The organism is Streptomyces sp. NPDC017225 (assembly GCF_044331465.1).
Lineage (GTDB): Bacteria > Actinomycetota > Actinomycetes > Streptomycetales > Streptomycetaceae > Streptomyces.
Genome location: NZ_JBIRNE010000011.1, coordinates 78,144 through 92,996, shown reverse-complemented (window position 1 = coordinate 92,996; position 14,853 = coordinate 78,144). Strand labels below are relative to the sequence as shown.

Below are 14,853 nucleotides of genomic sequence, written 5' to 3'. Positions count from 1 at the left end.
TGAGTCGATCGAGGGTGTCAGGGCGTGCCGAGCGCGCTGGCGCGAGCGGCGCGGAAGGCGGGGTACGGGGCGCGGTCCGGGTACGACCACGGGGCGGGCGTGGCGTGCTCGCCGATGCGGTGGAAGAGGGCGGCGGCCTCGGCGCCCCGGCCCTCGCAGGACTTCGCGTGGGCGAGGAAGTTGAGGTCGATCAGCCGACGGGGATGGTCGTCCTGCTCCCACTCCAGCCACCAGTCGAAGGCCGCCTTCATCACCAGCCGGGCGCGGCGGCCGGCCCAGTGGCCGGAGGCGTTCGGGTCGGCGGACTCGTGCCCGGCGGCGGCCAGGACGCGGTAGCGCTCGGCGTGCGCGACGACCGGGAGGATGGCCAGCGGGGAGTCGGCGGGGGCCTGCTCGGCGGCCCAGTTGGCGAAGTCGTACACCTCGTGCAGCGGGTCGGGACCGCCGCCGCGCTCGGCGAGCCGGGCCACCATCAGCTGATGGGCGTGATGGTGGTCGGGGTGCCGCCCACGCACCTGGTCGAAGACCCGGACGACCTCGTCGTCGGCCCCCAGCGAACGCTCCAGCAGGAGGAGCCCGAGCCAGGGTGTGGGATCGTCCGGGGCGAGTGCGGCGGCGTTCCGGCACGTCTCCCGGACCGGGGCGGGCTTCTCCTTGCCGCGCAGGGCCCGCCGGACCAGGGCGAGGGCGAGCAGTACCGACGCGTCGGCGGACTCGGGTTCGGCGAGCAGCCACTCGCGGGCCCAGGCGGCGCAGTAGGGCTCCTTGGCGAGGACCGTCACCCGGTGCCCGCGGCGGTCCCAGTCGTCACCCGTGTGGACCAGCAGGGAGCGGGCGGACTGCCACCGCCCCTGGGCCAACGCGAGTCGGGCTGTGATGAGTTCGGCGTCGTCGAGGGCGTCGTCGAAGGCCTGGACCGCGCGTTTGCGAGCGCGGCCGAGGGGAGGCGGAGGTGGGGACACCGCGGGAACTTCCTCACGCGACGCGCTAGGTCGTCGTAGCCGGATTGCCATGAACTGATCACGCACAGCAAACCGGCAGCCAACGCTTTCCGTCAAGGCCCGGAGACCCGTTACACGCGTCAACTCACGTGTCAGCGACGGAACTTGCCACGGGCCGTCGCACTCCCCCCACCCCGCCACCCGGATGCGGCGCTCGCCCCGCGGGCCACACCCGTCGCGGCTAGAGTCGGCCCCTACGCACCCGTGACCCGACTGACGATCGAGGTACGCAGCGTGTCGGTTCTGGTTCTGGTTCTCGCCGTGAGCGCCGCGTGCTGTCTGGGCTTCGGTTTCGTCCTCCAGCAGAACGCGGCCCAGCGCGCTCCGCTGGGCGACTTCCTCTCTCCCCGCCTCCTGCTGGACCTCGTGCGGGTGCCGCGCTGGCTGGCCGGCATGGCGCTGATGGTGGCCGGCATGGTGCTGGGCGCCCTCGCGCTGGGCGGCGGCGAGCTCACTCTCGTCGAGCCCCTGCTGGCCACGAACCTCCTCTTCGCCCTGGCCCTCTCCCGCGTGCAGTCCCGGCAGCGGCTCGGTCGCCAGGGCTGGGCCGGTCTCGTGCTGCTCGCGGGCGGGGTCACCGCGTTCATCGTGGCGGGCGAGCCGCGGGGCGGCAGCGCGGTGACCGACCCGGTACGGCACTGGCTGATCGTCGGGGGGATGCTGGGCCTGTCCGTCCTGCTCACGGCGGGCGCCGGGCGTTGCCGGCTGACCTGGGGACCGACGCTGCTGGCCGTGGCCGCCGGGCTGGTGTACGGGGTGCAGGACGCGCTGACCCGGGTCAGCGGCCGGCGCTTCCTGGCGGGCGGCCCGACGGAACTGCTGACCGGCTGGCAGCCGTACGCGGTCGTGGTGCTCGGCGTCACCGGCCTGATCCTGGTCCAGAGCGCTTTCGAGACGGCGCCGTTGCGCAGGTCGCTGCCCGCCCTGACGGCGGCCCAGCCGCTCGCGGGCATCGCCTGCGGGGTCGGCTTCCTCGGCGACCGGCTGCGGACCGACGCCGGGGCACTGGCGTGGGAGGCGGGCGGGCTCGCGGCGGTGGTGGCGGGCATCGTCCTGCTGGGCCTGCATCCGGCGATGCCACAGGGGACGGGAGTGGGCGGGCGTGCGCACGACCTGCAACGGCGCTGAGCGGGCGGCCGCCGCGCGAGCGGAGCGTGCGCACGGCCCGCGACGGCGCTGAGCCGGTGGCCGCCGAGTCAGCGGGCACGCGCGGGACCTGCGGCGGCGGCGAGCGGGCCGCCGCTGCTTGGATGGGCGGATGAGCGCTGCTGACGAGATCCTCGACATCGTCGACGAGAACGACCGCGTCACCGGGCAGGCCCGGCGAGGCGACGCGTACGCCCGGGGGCTGCGCCACCGCTGCGTGTTCGTGTGGGCCCGGGACCCACAGGGACGCGTCTTCGTCCACCGCCGCACGCCGACGAAGCTGGTGTTCCCCTCCTTGTACGACATGTTCGTCGGCGGGGTGGTGGGCGCGGGCGAGTCCTACGACGACGCCGCGCTGCGGGAGGCGGAGGAGGAACTGGGGGCGGCGGGGCTGCCGCGCCCGGAGTACCTCTTCAAGTTCCTGTACGACGACGGCGCCGGGCGGACCTGGTGGTCGGCGGTCTACGAGGTCCGCTGCGAGGGGCCGGTCGCGCCCCAGGTGGAGGAGGTGGCGTGGCACGGGTTCCTCACGGAGGCGGAGCTGGAGCGACGGCTCGGGGAGTGGGAGTGGGTGCCGGACGGGTTGACGGCGTACGCGCGGCTGCGGGCTTGGCGGGGGTGACGTCCCTTTTTCCCACCGGGGCCGCAGGACGCATGCCCCGGGCCGGGGCCGCGGGACGCACGTCCGGTCCCACCCGGGCCGCCGTGGGCATCGCACCCCCGCCCGGTAGGGTCCCCGGGTGATCGAATTCGTACGGAACGCCCGGCTCTGGTTCGCGCCCGGGGAGATCCGGCGGGAGGGCGACACCCCCGACTACCGGTTCTCGCTGGCGAACGAGCGCACCTTCCTGGCCTGGCTGCGCACCGCCCTCGCCCTGATCGGCGGCGGGTTCGCGGTGGACCAGTTCCTGCCCGACCTGCGCTGGGGCTGGCGGGTGGGGCTCGCGCTCGCGCTGCTCGCGGCCGGTGTCCTGTGCTCGCTGCGCGCCGTGAACCACTGGGTGCGCTGCGAGCGGGCCATGCGCCGCGGCGAGGACCTCCCCGTCTCCCGTTTCCCGGCCCTGCTCAGCCTGGTCGTCGCCGTGGTCGCCGTGGCGATGGTCGTCATGGTCCTCGTCGGCTGGGAGGGCTGAGCGTGGGCGCCGACGCACACGCGGGTGAGGACGCGGACGCCGGCCCGCCCGACCGCGACCCCGGACTCCAGCCCGAACGCACCCGGCTCGCCTGGCGCCGCACGACCCTGTCCGGCACCGTCGTCGCCGTACTCGCCGGGAAGACCGCGCTGCACGGCGGCGCGACCCCCGCCACGGTCGTCATCACCGCCCTGTGCTGTGGCCTCTGGCTGGCCTTCCTGGCCCTCGCCCACGACCGCATCCGCACCCTCGCCTCGGCGAACAGGCCCCGCGCCCTGACCCCGCCGTGCGCGACGGCGGCAGCCCTGTGCACGGTGGCGCTGGCGGTGTGCGGCGCGTTCCTCGTCCTCTAGCGTCCTCCAAGACGCGCGGGGCCGGCCCCCGGGCGTGACGGATCGCCTTCATGGTTCCGCCCCTCCGGGGTACCCGGCCACCACACAAGCTGAATGTCCGGATATGCGCCGTTAAGGTGAGCTTCATGACCACTCTCCATCAGGAACACACCGCCCACGACCACGCCCACGGCCCACAGTGCGGCCACGCCGAGGTGCCCCACGGTGACCACCTCGACTACGCGCACGACGGCCACCTGCACCGCGAGCACAGCGGCCACTGGGACGAGTGCGAGCCCTCGGGGCACACCGCGCACGAGAGTCACGACCACCGCCACGGCGAGGGCTGCGGACACGCGCGCGTGCGCCACGGCGACCACGTCGACTACCTCCACGACGGCCACCGGCACGCCGCGCACGAGGGTCACTGGGACGACCACTGACCCCACACACCTCCACACCCCCCACAAGCGCACCCCGCCCCCGCACCTCCTCCGCGCCTCCCCCGAATCCCCTCCCCACGCTTCCCCGCGACAGCTCCCCGCGCTCCGGCGCCGGGAGCTGTCGGTCCGTCGTGGCACGGATCACGTTCCGTCCCCCTACTGGACGGCATACCGACTGGTCGGCATCATGACTCGGGTACTGTCACCTGCCCGTAGGAGCGACGATGAGCCCCGACCACCCGCCCGGACTCGATCTCGACCGGTTGCGCGGCCTGCTCGACCACGAGCGGCCCGGCCTGGTGACCGGCGCGCTGTCCGGCCGGCTGATCGAGGGCGGACGGTCGAACCTCACCTACGCGGTCTCGGACGGCAGCGCCCACTGGGTCGTACGACGCCCCCCGCTCGGCCATGTCCTGGCCACCGCGCACGACATGAAGCGCGAGCACCGCGTCATCAGCGCCCTGCACCCGACGGACGTACCGGTGCCGCGTCCCGTCCTCCTCTGCGAGGACGAGGAGGTCATCGGCTCGCCCTTCTACGTCATGGAGTTCGTCGAGGGCACCCCGTACCGCACCGCCGAACAGCTCGCCCCGCTCGGCCCCGAGCGCACCCGGGCGGCCGTGCTGAACCTGGCCGACACGCTCGTCGAGCTGCACGCGGTGGACCCCGCCGAGGTGGGCCTGGCGGACTTCGGGCGTCCCGAGGGCTTCCTGGACCGGCAGCTGCGGCGCTGGGCCAAACAGCTGGACGCCTCCCGCGACCGCGACCTGGCCGGCATCGACGAGCTGCACTCCACCCTCGGCCGGGAGCTGCCCCGCTCCCCCGCCCCGACCGTCGTGCACGGCGACTACCGCCTCGACAACGTCCTGATCGGCGGCGAACACGACGAGATCAGGGCCGTCCTCGACTGGGAGATGTCCACCCTCGGCGATCCCCTCACCGACCTGGGCCTGCTGGTGATGTACAGCAGCCCGCTCGGCATGCCCGACTCGCCTGTCTCCACCACGGCGCAGGCCCCGGGCCACCCCGCGCCCTCCGAGCTGATCGAGCGGTACGCCGCACGCTCGGGGCGCGACGTGTCCGCCGTCGCCTGGTACACGGCGTTCGCCTGGTTCAAGCTCGCCGTGATCCTGGAGGGCATCCACTACCGCTACACGCTGGGCCAGACGGTCGGCCGCGGCTTCGACCGCATCGGCGACCTCGTCCCCGTCTTCATCGAGCACGGCCTGACCACCCTTCAGGAAGGCTGATCCGCCATGGACTTCGCGTACGACGCACGCACCGAGGAACTCCGCGCCAAGCTGCTCGCCTTCATGGACGAGCACGTCCACCCCGCCGAGCAGGTCGCCCACGAGCAGCGCGCCCGCCTCGCCTCCCCCTGGGACACCCCGCAGGTCGTGGAGGACCTGAAGGCCGAGGCGCGTCGCCAGGGCCTGTGGAACCTCTTCCTGCCCGACGCCGAGCACGGCGCGGGTCTCACCAACCTCCAGTACGCGCCGCTCGCCGAGATCACCGGCCGCAGCCCGCAGCTGGCGCCCACCGCGACGAACTGCGCGGCGCCCGACACCGGGAACATGGAGGTGCTGGCCCAGTTCGCCGACGAGGCGCAGAAGAAGCAGTGGCTCCAGCCGCTGCTCGCCGGTGAGATCCGCTCGGCGTTCGCGATGACCGAGCCGGACGTGGCCTCGTCGGACGCCACGAACATCACCACGCGCATCGAGCGCGACGGCGACGAGTACGTCATCACCGGCCGCAAGTGGTACATCTCGGGGGCGATGAACCCGGACTGCCGGATCTTCATCGTGATGGGCAAGACCGATCCGGACGGCGAGGACATCCGCCGCCAGCAGTCCATGGTGCTGGTCCCCCGCGACACGCCCGGCGTCACCGTCGACCGGGCCATGCAGGTCTTCGGCTACGAGGACCACTACCACGGCGGTCACGCCGAGGTGACCTTCGACCACGCGCGCGTGCCGGTGTCGAACCTGATCGGCGAGGAGGGCGGCGGCTTCGCCATCGCCCAGGCCCGCCTCGGTCCGGGCCGTATCCACCACTGCATGCGGCTGATCGGCATGGCCGAGCGGGCGATCGAGCTGATGTGCCGGCGGGCGGTCTCCCGCGACGCGTTCGGCAAGTCGCTGGCCCAGCAGGGCGTGGTCCACAACTGGATCGCGGACGCACGGGTCACCGTCGAGCAGTTGCGGCTCCTCGTACTCAAGACCGCCTGGCTGATGGACACCGTCGGCAACCGGGGCGCGCACACCGAGATCCAGGCCATCAAGATCGCCACGCCCCGCGCGGTGGTCGACATCATCGACCGGGCGATCCAGCTGCACGGCGCGGGCGGTGTGAGCCAGGACTTCCCGCTGGCCGAGCTCTACGCGGGTGCCCGGACCCTGATGATCGCCGACGGCCCGGACGAGGTCCACCAGCGCTCGCTGGCGCGCCGGGAGCTCAAGAAGTACCTGTAGACCGGAGAAGTACCCGCGCTCGAAGGGCGCCCCCCGGGCCCGGGGGGCGTCTCCTCACGGGCGCAGTGCGCGCAGCAGCAGGTCGGCCAGGTGGTCGGCGACCTCCTGCGGGCTGAGCGGGCCGTTGGGCCGGTACCAGGTGGACAGGTGGTGGATGGAACCGAAGTGGTAGTCCACCACCAGGTCGGCCGGTGTCTCCTTGGTGAAGACGCCGGCCTGCTGGCCCTCCTCGATGAGCGCCCGGAAGCGCTCGTGGTAGCGCCGGCGCTCCGCGCGCACCTGCTTGTTCTTCTCCGGGCTCAGCTGGTGCATGGAGCGGAAGAAGATCGACGCGTCGTCGAGATTGTCGATGGTGGTGACGACGACGTCGGCCGCCGCGTCCCGCACCCGCCTCTCGACCGGCTCGCCGGAGTCCGCGAAGGCGTCCAGGCGTTCCTGCTGGAGGCGCAGCACGCGCGCGTAGACCTCGTGCAGCAGGTCGTCCTTGGAGCCGAAATAGTGGTACAGCGCTCCCTTGGTGACGCCGGCCGCCTCCACGATCTCCTGTACCGAGGTGCGGTCGTAGCCCTGCTCCGCGAAGAGCCGGGTGGCGGCGGCCAGGAGCCGCTGCGGCACCGGAGTGCCGTCCCCGTCCGTGGTCCTGGGCACTGCCGTCACCTGCCTTTCCGTTTTCAGTGTCCGTTCACTGTCCGTCCTGGTGCGTACGGGAACGCAGTTCCCGACGGAGGATCTTCCCACTCGCCGTCTTCGGCAGGTCGGGCAGGATCTCCACCTGGCGCGGGTACTTGTACGCGGCCAGTCTCTCCTCGCAGTACGCGGCGAGTGCGTCCGGGTCCGTCACGGCACCCGGACGGAGGCTGATGTACGCCTTGACGGTCTCTCCGCGGTACCCGTCGGGCACGCCGACGACGGCGGCCTCGCGCACCGCCGGGTGGGTGTAGAGGACGTCCTCGACCTCGCGCGGCCAGACCTTGAACCCGGAGGCGTTGATCATGTCCTTCTTGCGGTCGACGACGTAGAGCCACCCCTGGGCGTCCATGAAGCCGATGTCGCCGGTGCGCAGTTCGCCGCCGGGGAAGGTCTCGGCGGTGGCGTCGGGGCGCCGCCAGTAGCCGGGGACGACCTGCGGGCCGCCGACGACGATCTCGCCCTGTTCCCCGAAGGGCACCTCCGCGCCCTGCTCGTCGACGATCCGGACGACGCTCTCGGGCCCGGGCACGCCGACGGCGAGGGTCCCGGAGACCGGGTCGACGGGCGCCTCCAGGTGCGGCGGGACGGACGCGCAGGGGGCGGTGCACTCGGTGAGTCCGTAGCCGTTGCGGATGTACGGCCCGAAGCCCGCGCGGAACTTCTCCACCAGGGCGGGCGGCAGCGGGGCTCCGCCGGAGGAGATGTTCGCGAAGGAGGCGAAGTGCTCGCGCGTGACGGACGGGTGGGCGGCCAGCGCCATGAAGGCGGTGGCCGGGCCGACGGTGTAGTGGGGCCGGTGCTCGGCGAAGGCGTCGAGCACGACGCCCGTCTCGAAGCGGTACGCCAGGACGAGCGTGCCCACGCTGTTCAGGCAGGCGCCGAGCTCGCAGACCATGCCGGTGATGTGGAACAGCGGCGCCAGCGCGAAGTAGACCGGAGCGTCGGGCAGGCCGAGTCCGGTGCGTTGCCGCTCGGCGTTGTACATGATGTTGCGGTGCGTGTTGGTGGCGCCCTTGGGTGTGCCGCTGGTGCCCGAGGTGTAGCTGATGAGCGCGGTGTCGCCGGGCTCGGGGTCACGGCCGGCCGGGGCCTCGTGTCCGGCGCGGGCCGCTTCCGCGAGGTCGTCGGCGTCGGTGGCCGCGGGCGGCCGCTCGAAGTCCAGTACGCGCGTGTCCTGGCGGGTCTGGAAGTCCAGCTCGCACCCCGTGAGCACGATCCGCACCGGCGAGTGGGCCGCCGTCTCGCGCAGGTACGACTCCCAGGCCCGGTCGGAGCAGATCAGCGCGGCCACCTCGCCGTCCCCGAGGACGTGGCCGACCTCCCCCGACTTGTACATGGGGTTGACGGGGACGACGACCGCGCCCGCCTTCCAGGCGCCGAGGACGGCGAGCACGAAGTGCGGGGAGTTCTGCAACAGGACCGCGACCCGCTCGCCGCGCTCCAGGCCGCGCGCGGCGAGGTGACCGGCGACGGAGTCGCTCAGCTCGTCCACCTCGCGGTAGGTGAGGCGGCCGTCGAAGTAGGCGAGGAAGGCGCGGTCGGGGGCCTCGACGGCGGCCCGGCGCAGGGCGTGCACCAGGGAGGCGTCGGGGTCGAGCGGGGCCTTCTGGGCGTCGGTCAGCAGGTCCAGCCAGGGCTTGGCCGAGTAAGGGGAGCCGGTCACCGGGCGGTCGCCTCCTCCCACTGCCGCTGGAGCCGGTTCATGCCGTGCAGCCAGCGGTCGGGCTCGACGGCACGGGCCTGGTAGTACTCGGCGACCTCGGGGTGCGGAAGGATCAGGAAGCGGTCCTCGTCGATGCCCTTGAAGAGGGCGTCCGCGACGTCCCCCGGCTCGATCGCGGTGGGCCGGAGCACCAGTTCGCCCGCGCTGCCGCTCGCGGTGAGCATGTCGGTGCGCACTCCCTGCGGGCAGATGGCGTGGACCTTGATCCCGCGGTGGCGGTAGGTGAGGGACAGCCACTCGGCGAAGGCGTACGCGCCGTGCTTGGTGACGCTGTAGGGCGCGGCGCCGATCATGGTGAGCAGTCCGGCGGCCGAGACGGTGGAGACGAAGCGGCCGCTGCCGCGCTCCAGCCAGTCGGGGATCAGTTCGTGTGCCGCGCGTACGTGTGCCATGACGTTGACGTCCCAGGCGAGTGCCCAGACGTTCTCGTCGGCGGCCTCCGTGCCCCCGGAGGCGACGCCCGCGTTGGCGCAGTACACGTCGACCGTGCCGCCCAGCGCGTCGCGGGCCTCGGTGATGATCGCGGAGGCGTCGCCCGGGACCGCGATGCCGCCGATCTCGTCGGCGACGGCCCCGGCCCGGCCGGCGTCCAGGTCGTTGACGACGACCCGGGCGCCCTCGGCCGCGAAGCGGCGGGCCAGCGCGGCGCCGATGCCGCCTCCCGCCCCGGTGACGACGACTCCGGCGTTCTGCACGGCTTCCACCATCGGTCTCCTTCGACACACGGCTCGGGCGCTGCTCGCTCCCCGTTGCAGCGCCAGACTAACCAGTCGGTATGTGCGACGGAAGAGGCGAACCGCGGTTCGACTCGTTCCGTGCGGCGGGGGGCGCGGGTTAGCGTGCGTGCGCATGACACCCGCCGCGATCACGGAGGTCACCGCATGACGCTGTCCAGACGGTCCCTGCTCGCCACGACGGCGGCGGTGACGGCCGCCACCGCCGCCGCCACCGCCGCCACGACCGGCACGGCGCAGGCGGCGCCCGGGGGCCACGGCGGCCGCCGGCCGCGCACCGGCTTCGAGAACCTCGCAGACGACGGCTACGCCCTCCTCGACGGGCAGAAGGTCGGCGTCGTCACCAACCCGACCGGCGTCACCCGGGACGTGCGTCACCTCGTCGACGTCATGCACGCCGACGACCGGGTGGACCTGACCGCCGTCTTCGGCCCCGAGCACGGCTTCCGGGGCACCGCGCAGGCGGGCGGCTCCGAGGGCCGCTACGACGACCCCGCCACCGGACTGCCGGTCTACGACACGTACCTGAAGAGCGGGCAGCCGCTCGCGGACATCTTCACGGCGTCCGGTGTGGACACCGTCGTCTTCGACATCCAGGACGTCGGCGCGCGCTTCTACACGTACATCTGGACGCTGTTCGACTGCATGGAGGCGGCCCGGCTCGCGGGCAGGCGGTTCGTGGTCCTGGACCGGCCGAACCCGGTGACCGGGCGGGCGGCCCTCGGCCCGGTCCTGCACAAGGAGTTCGCGACCTTCGTCGGCCGGCAGCCGATCGCGCAGGCGCACGGCATGACGGTCGCCGAGCTGGCGCGGCTGTTCAACGGCGAGTTCCTGACGTCGCCGGTGCCGCTGGAGACCGTGACCATGTCCGGCTGGAAGCGCTCGGAGTTCTTCGACACCTCCGGACTGCCCTGGGTGCCGCCGAGCCCGAACATGCCGACGCCGGAGTGCGCCCTCGTCTACTCGGGCACGTGTCTGTTCGAGGGCACGAACCTGTCGGAGGGGCGCGGCACCACCCGCCCGTTCGAGCTGATCGGAGCCGAGGGCGTCGACGGGAGCTGGGCCGCCGCCGCGAACGGCCTCGGCCTGCCCGGGGTGCGCTTCAGGGAGGCGTACTTCGCGCCCACCTTCTCCAAGTTCCAGGGGAAGACCGTCGGCGGTGTGCAACTCCATGTGCACGACCGGGCCGCGTTCGACCCGGTGCGCACCGGCATCGCCCTCCTGGTGACCGCGAAGCGGACCTGGGACGGTTTCGCCTGGCGGTCGGACCACTGGATCGACAAGCTCACCGGCTCCGCGCGGGTGCGCACGATGATCGACGCGGGTGCGGACACCGACGAGGTGGTGGGCGGCTGGGAGGCGGAACTGGCGGCGTTCCGCAGGACGCGCCGCCAGTACCTCCTCTACAGGTGACCGCGTGACCGGCCGGTCACCGGTGTGACGTGAACTCCACGACCTGCTGGTAGGTCGGCCGGTTCTGCCAGCCGCACGGGGCGCTGCGCCAGATCTGCTGCTCCAGTCCCTGGTCGGCGGGAGCGCCGCCGGCGAAAGGGGTTGGAAGCTGTTGGTCTTCTGACTGCGCATGGGTGTGCTCTGGCGCGTTTGAGTGAGTGCGGGGTGTGGTCGGGGCGAGGTGGTCCTGGGCCCTGTTGTAGCTGGAGGGAACGGGAGTCCATGGGTCGAATGCGTGACCTTTGACGGATGTGCTCGTTGAGTGTGGTGAGCGGGCTTCCAGTGCTTGTCAGTGCTTGACTGCCTGTTGGGGGGTGTGGGGTGGGTGTTCTGCGGGAGCTTGCGGCGCCGTTCGTCGCGCTGGGCCCGTCGGGGGTGGCGGTCCGTACCCGGCTCAAGCAGCTGACCGCCGCTGACGTGGAGGTGCTGCGGCGGGTGGGAGCGCACCTGGGCACGCTGGCCTCCCGTGACCTGAAGGTGCGCTGCCGTAACGGCCTGGGCCACGACGCCGGGGCGTGGGCGGTGCGCAAGCGGGCACTGACACCGCAGTCCTCGGCCCGGTGGGCGGGTGCGGTCACCAAGGCCACGCACGATCAGTGGGCGCTGGCCCGCCGTTGCGCTCTCGCGCACATCCAGTCGTTGGAGGCGGGGGTGCGTACGCTCCGGCAGCGGCTGTCGATGCCGGTGGGCGCGAAGGGCAGCAAGCGGGCGCCGGGTGGATACCGCAGTCGGCGGGAGTGGCATGCCAAGGCCCGCCGACTGCACGTCCTGGAGGACCGGCTGACACGGGAACGCGTCGACTGGAAGACCGGGACCGTGCACGTCGTACGCGGCGGCAAGCACCTGGCCCGCACCCGGCACCACCTGCCCGACGCCCGGCTCACCGAGGACCGGTGGCGGGAGCGGTGGGAGGCGGCGCGCTGGTTTCTGCAGGCGGACGGGGAGAGCGGGAAACGGTTCGGGAACGAGACCATCCGCATCACCCCGGACGGTGAGGTCAGCATCAGACTCCCCGCCCCGCTTAAGCATCTGGCCAATGCGGCGCACGGCCGGTACGTCCTCACCGGCCGGGTCCGGTACGCGCACCGCGGGCAGGAATGGGCCGACCGGGCGGCAGCGAACCGGGCCGTCGCCTACCGCATCCACCACGACACGGCCCGCGACCGCTGGTACGTCACCGCCTCCTGGCAACTCCCCGCGACGCGGACGATTCCGCTGACCTCCGCGCTGGCCGACGGCGTGATCGGGGTCGACATGAACGCCGACCACCTCGCCGCCTGGCGCCTGGACACCCACGGCAACCCCACCGGACACCCCCGACGCTTCTTCTACGACCTCACCGGCACGGCCGAGCACCGGGACGCGCAGGTCCGCCACGCCTTGACCCGCCTCCTGCACTGGGCCCGGTCCTGTGGCGTGAAGGCGATCGCCGTCGAGGACTTGGACTTCACCGCCGAGACCACCCGGGAGAAGCACGGCGGCAGGAAACGGTTCCGGCAGCTGGTCTCCGGCATGCCCACCGGCCGCCTACGCGCCCGCCTGACCTCCATGGCTGACGCAACCGGCATCACCATCGTCGCGGTCGACCCCGCCTACACCTCCCGCTGGGGCGCCCAGCACTGGCAGAAACCACTCACCAGCCAAACTCGTAGGACGACCCGTCACGATGCGGCGAGCATCGCGATCGGGCGACGCGCCCAGGGGTTTCCGGTCCGGCGTCGGACGGCACCGCCCCGCACCCACCAGAGCGATGGATGCGGGCATCGGACCGTCCAGGCCCCACCGGACACCCCAGGGCGTGAGGGATCCCGCCCCCGCGTTCCCGGACCACGGACACGATCCGTGCCACCGGACGCGGAGCGAACGCGGGAGACCAGGACACCCAAAACCGTTCGGGATGTCCGCAGTAGGCAGGAATGGGCCCAAGACTCACTCCTGCTCACTGAATAGGAACGGTCAACTGGCCTCGTCCGACGTGCCGGAAGAGGTCCATGAGCCACAGCCGGTCCTGGGCCGCCGCGTAGCCGGCGCCGAACTCGGTGCCGTAGCGGGTGGTGCCGGTGATGTGCGGCACACCGGTCTTCTTGTCGCGGACGATGGTCACGTCGCCGCGGCCGGCGGGGCGGACGGTGGAGGCGACCTGGCCCTCGGGGACGCCGAAGGAGGCGTCGTTGAAGAAGTCGTCGATCTTGTCGTTGGTCAGGCCCTCATAGCCGGTGGCGAGGTCGGCGTAGGGCCCGAGCTGGTCCTCGGCGTGGGCGGGCCGGGTGCCGAAGGCCTGGTTGAGGAGGATCTGGGCGAGGGTGGCGTTGCCGTTCTGGCCGGGCGGCAGGATGTCGGAACACTGGCCGCCGCAATGGTCGTTCGCCGCCGAAGCGGAGATCTTTTCGGTGATCTTTTCCGTGGTCTTCTCGGTGGCCGCTTCGGCGGTTCTCTCCGAGGTCAAGCCCGTTCCCACGGCCATCGCGGGGGAAAGCGGCGACAGAAGTCCGGCGACGAGGACGCATACGGACGCGCCCTTCAGGAACCCGTGGAAGCCGCGGGGAGTTCTCAGTCTGTCAAGGGCGTTGCGTGGGGTGCGCCGTGGCATGGCAGCTCCTCCCGACTGGGGGTGGGCCGGACGTTACCGCCGGTATCTCCGAGTTGGAAGATGAACATGCGTCACTTTTTTTGGAGCGGGTGGATCGGCTTATGAGGGGCATCGGAAATCGGATGGAGCCGAATCGCGTGTCGATACGTCTATTCGGCGACGTCCGTACGACGACGCCGAAGTGACCGAAGTGCAGGTGCAGGTGTGACGGAGGTGCAGGGCGATGGCCGGTTTCCGGAGTCTGGCGAGACAGGTCCGCGATCCACGGTGCGACCTGGCGCTACGGCGCTATTCGCTGCGCAAGTGCCTTGAGCGGTTCGCCCCTTACGGACACAGGGCGACCTGGGACCATCTGTGTTCCCGGGCCGGGTTCGGCCCCGAGGACCGCTCTCCCGACCCAGCGCGGCTCGTGGCCGCACTGGAGGAGCTGGAGGCGGCGCGCTCGGTGTGGCTGGCCTACGAGGCCGGGTTCGCCGAGCGGCGCAGGAAGGAGAAGCACGACGGGCTGCGCAGGCCGGGCAGCGTGGACGACTGGCACCGGCTGACCTGGGGCGGTTTCGGTGTCGCCTGGTGCGACGACCCCCGGGTCCATCCCGACGGACCGCTGGCGGAGGTGCTGCGCGGCCTGATCTCCGCGCTGGAGCGCGAGCCGGGGTCCGTGTGCCCGGTGTGCGACGGGGAGCGCCTCGTCTGGACGTACGACCTGGACCACGAGCCCTCGACCGGGCCCGTCTGCACGGACTGCGGAATCCTCGTCCCGCGGCCCGTCCTCACCCCCGACGCGCTGGCGGACGCCCGGCGCGGACGGTTGCTGATGTCGGCGTAGCCGGCCGGCGGGTGTGGTCAGTGGCTCCCTGCACCATGGGGGATGGTGCGGGTGTGCGTGAGCGGAGCCCGTGGCGGCACCGACGACAGCCGGTGCCGCTGCCGCTGGCGCACCTGACGGAATGATCCGTGGCCCGGCGGGGTGGCAAGTGACGCGGGGTCAGGTCGAAGGGCCCGTCCGGTTGTCGGGGGCCCGTCCGGTTGCCCGGGGTCAGGGCCGGTTGCCCGGGGTCAGGGCCGGTTGCCCGGGGTCAGGGCCGGTTGCCCGGGGTCAGGGCCGGTTGCCCGGGGTCAGGGCCGGTTGCCCGGGGTA

General features: G+C 72.3%; 14 protein-coding genes and 1 pseudogene. 10 read left to right on the top strand and 5 right to left on the bottom strand.

Annotation, left to right across the window (positions count from 1 at the left end):
- Nucleotides 1-17: 17 nt before the first annotated feature.
- Nucleotides 18-962, bottom strand: coding sequence for a hypothetical protein (locus tag ACH4NX_RS23660; protein WP_398129869.1), 945 nt, complete (start codon nt 960-962; stop codon nt 18-20).
- A 273-nt stretch (nt 963-1,235) separates the two neighbouring features.
- Between ACH4NX_RS23660 and ACH4NX_RS23655 the strand changes: the two genes are divergently transcribed.
- From ACH4NX_RS23655 to ACH4NX_RS23625, 7 genes are all read left to right on the top strand, one after another.
- Entirely contained in the window at nt 1,236-2,129 is an 894-nt protein-coding gene (locus tag ACH4NX_RS23655) for a DMT family transporter (RefSeq protein ID WP_398129903.1), read from the top strand.
- A 130-nt stretch (nt 2,130-2,259) separates the two neighbouring features.
- Nucleotides 2,260-2,769, top strand: coding sequence for an NUDIX hydrolase (locus ACH4NX_RS23650; protein WP_398129870.1), 510 nt, complete (start codon nt 2,260-2,262; stop codon nt 2,767-2,769).
- Nucleotides 2,770-2,887: 118 nt separating this feature from the next.
- Nucleotides 2,888-3,280, top strand: a complete 393-nt coding sequence (locus ACH4NX_RS23645; protein WP_351397114.1) for a DUF202 domain-containing protein — start codon at nt 2,888-2,890, stop codon at nt 3,278-3,280.
- Between the two features lie 2 nt (nt 3,281-3,282).
- Nucleotides 3,283-3,633: a DUF202 domain-containing protein gene (locus tag ACH4NX_RS23640; RefSeq protein ID WP_351397117.1), complete on the top strand. Its 351-nt coding sequence runs from the start codon at nt 3,283-3,285 to the stop codon at nt 3,631-3,633.
- A 125-nt stretch (nt 3,634-3,758) separates the two neighbouring features.
- A complete protein-coding gene (locus tag ACH4NX_RS23635; RefSeq protein WP_351397119.1) occupies nt 3,759-4,055 on the top strand; it encodes a hypothetical protein in 297 nt (98 codons plus the stop codon).
- Between the two features lie 224 nt (nt 4,056-4,279).
- On the top strand, nt 4,280-5,305 hold the full coding sequence (locus ACH4NX_RS23630; RefSeq protein WP_398129871.1) for a phosphotransferase family protein: 1,026 nt from the start codon (nt 4,280-4,282) through the stop codon (nt 5,303-5,305).
- Between the two features lie 6 nt (nt 5,306-5,311).
- Complete coding sequence (locus ACH4NX_RS23625) at nt 5,312-6,526, top strand: acyl-CoA dehydrogenase (protein WP_351397122.1); 1,215 nt, start codon at nt 5,312-5,314, stop codon at nt 6,524-6,526.
- A 54-nt stretch (nt 6,527-6,580) separates the two neighbouring features.
- Here ACH4NX_RS23625 and ACH4NX_RS23620 read toward each other — a convergent pair whose 3' ends face one another.
- From ACH4NX_RS23620 to ACH4NX_RS23610, 3 genes are read right to left on the bottom strand one after another with little or no spacing between them, the layout of a single operon-like run.
- Nucleotides 6,581-7,174 carry a TetR/AcrR family transcriptional regulator gene (locus ACH4NX_RS23620; RefSeq protein ID WP_351397124.1) on the bottom strand — a complete coding sequence of 198 codons (594 nt, stop codon included), beginning with the start codon at nt 7,172-7,174 and terminating at the stop codon, nt 6,581-6,583.
- Between the two features lie 34 nt (nt 7,175-7,208).
- Nucleotides 7,209-8,879 carry an AMP-binding protein gene (locus tag ACH4NX_RS23615; protein ID WP_351397126.1) on the bottom strand — a complete coding sequence of 557 codons (1,671 nt, stop codon included), beginning with the start codon at nt 8,877-8,879 and terminating at the stop codon, nt 7,209-7,211.
- The gene (locus ACH4NX_RS23610; RefSeq protein ID WP_351397128.1) at nt 8,876-9,646 is read right to left on the bottom strand and encodes an SDR family oxidoreductase; all 771 of its coding nucleotides are present in this window, start codon (nt 9,644-9,646) and stop codon (nt 8,876-8,878) included. The genes ACH4NX_RS23615 and ACH4NX_RS23610 overlap by 4 nt, the downstream gene beginning before the upstream one ends.
- 174 nt (nt 9,647-9,820) lie before the next feature.
- Here ACH4NX_RS23610 and ACH4NX_RS23605 point away from each other — a divergent pair, with 174 nt between their 5' ends.
- Nucleotides 9,821-11,086 carry an exo-beta-N-acetylmuramidase NamZ domain-containing protein gene (locus tag ACH4NX_RS23605; protein ID WP_398129872.1) on the top strand — a complete coding sequence of 422 codons (1,266 nt, stop codon included), beginning with the start codon at nt 9,821-9,823 and terminating at the stop codon, nt 11,084-11,086.
- A 360-nt stretch (nt 11,087-11,446) separates the two neighbouring features.
- A complete protein-coding gene (locus tag ACH4NX_RS23600) occupies nt 11,447-13,075 on the top strand; it encodes an IS200/IS605 family accessory protein TnpB-related protein (protein ID WP_398129873.1) in 1,629 nt (542 codons plus the stop codon).
- A 4-nt stretch (nt 13,076-13,079) separates the two neighbouring features.
- On the opposite strand, the pseudogene ACH4NX_RS23595 reads toward ACH4NX_RS23600, so the two are convergent.
- Nucleotides 13,080-13,715, bottom strand: a pseudogene (locus ACH4NX_RS23595) (penicillin acylase family protein); the annotation flags it as partial.
- A gap of 223 nt (nt 13,716-13,938) precedes the next feature.
- Here ACH4NX_RS23595 and ACH4NX_RS23590 point away from each other — a divergent pair.
- Nucleotides 13,939-14,541, top strand: coding sequence for a hypothetical protein (locus ACH4NX_RS23590; protein WP_351397132.1), 603 nt, complete (start codon nt 13,939-13,941; stop codon nt 14,539-14,541).
- The last annotated feature ends 312 nt before the right edge of the window (nt 14,542-14,853 follow it).

Coding starts and splice junctions, on each gene's coding strand:
- ACH4NX_RS23650 (WP_398129870.1), top strand. CDS start 2,260: ATGAGCGCTGCTGACGAGATCCTCGACATCGTCGACGAGAACGACCGC.
- ACH4NX_RS23630 (WP_398129871.1), top strand. CDS start 4,280: ATGAGCCCCGACCACCCGCCCGGACTCGATCTCGACCGGTTGCGCGGC.
- ACH4NX_RS23590 (WP_351397132.1), top strand. CDS start 13,939: ATGGCCGGTTTCCGGAGTCTGGCGAGACAGGTCCGCGATCCACGGTGC.
- ACH4NX_RS23635 (WP_351397119.1), top strand. CDS start 3,759: ATGACCACTCTCCATCAGGAACACACCGCCCACGACCACGCCCACGGC.
- ACH4NX_RS23610 (WP_351397128.1), bottom strand. CDS start 9,646: ATGGTGGAAGCCGTGCAGAACGCCGGAGTCGTCGTCACCGGGGCGGGA.
- ACH4NX_RS23605 (WP_398129872.1), top strand. CDS start 9,821: ATGACGCTGTCCAGACGGTCCCTGCTCGCCACGACGGCGGCGGTGACG.
- ACH4NX_RS23625 (WP_351397122.1), top strand. CDS start 5,312: ATGGACTTCGCGTACGACGCACGCACCGAGGAACTCCGCGCCAAGCTG.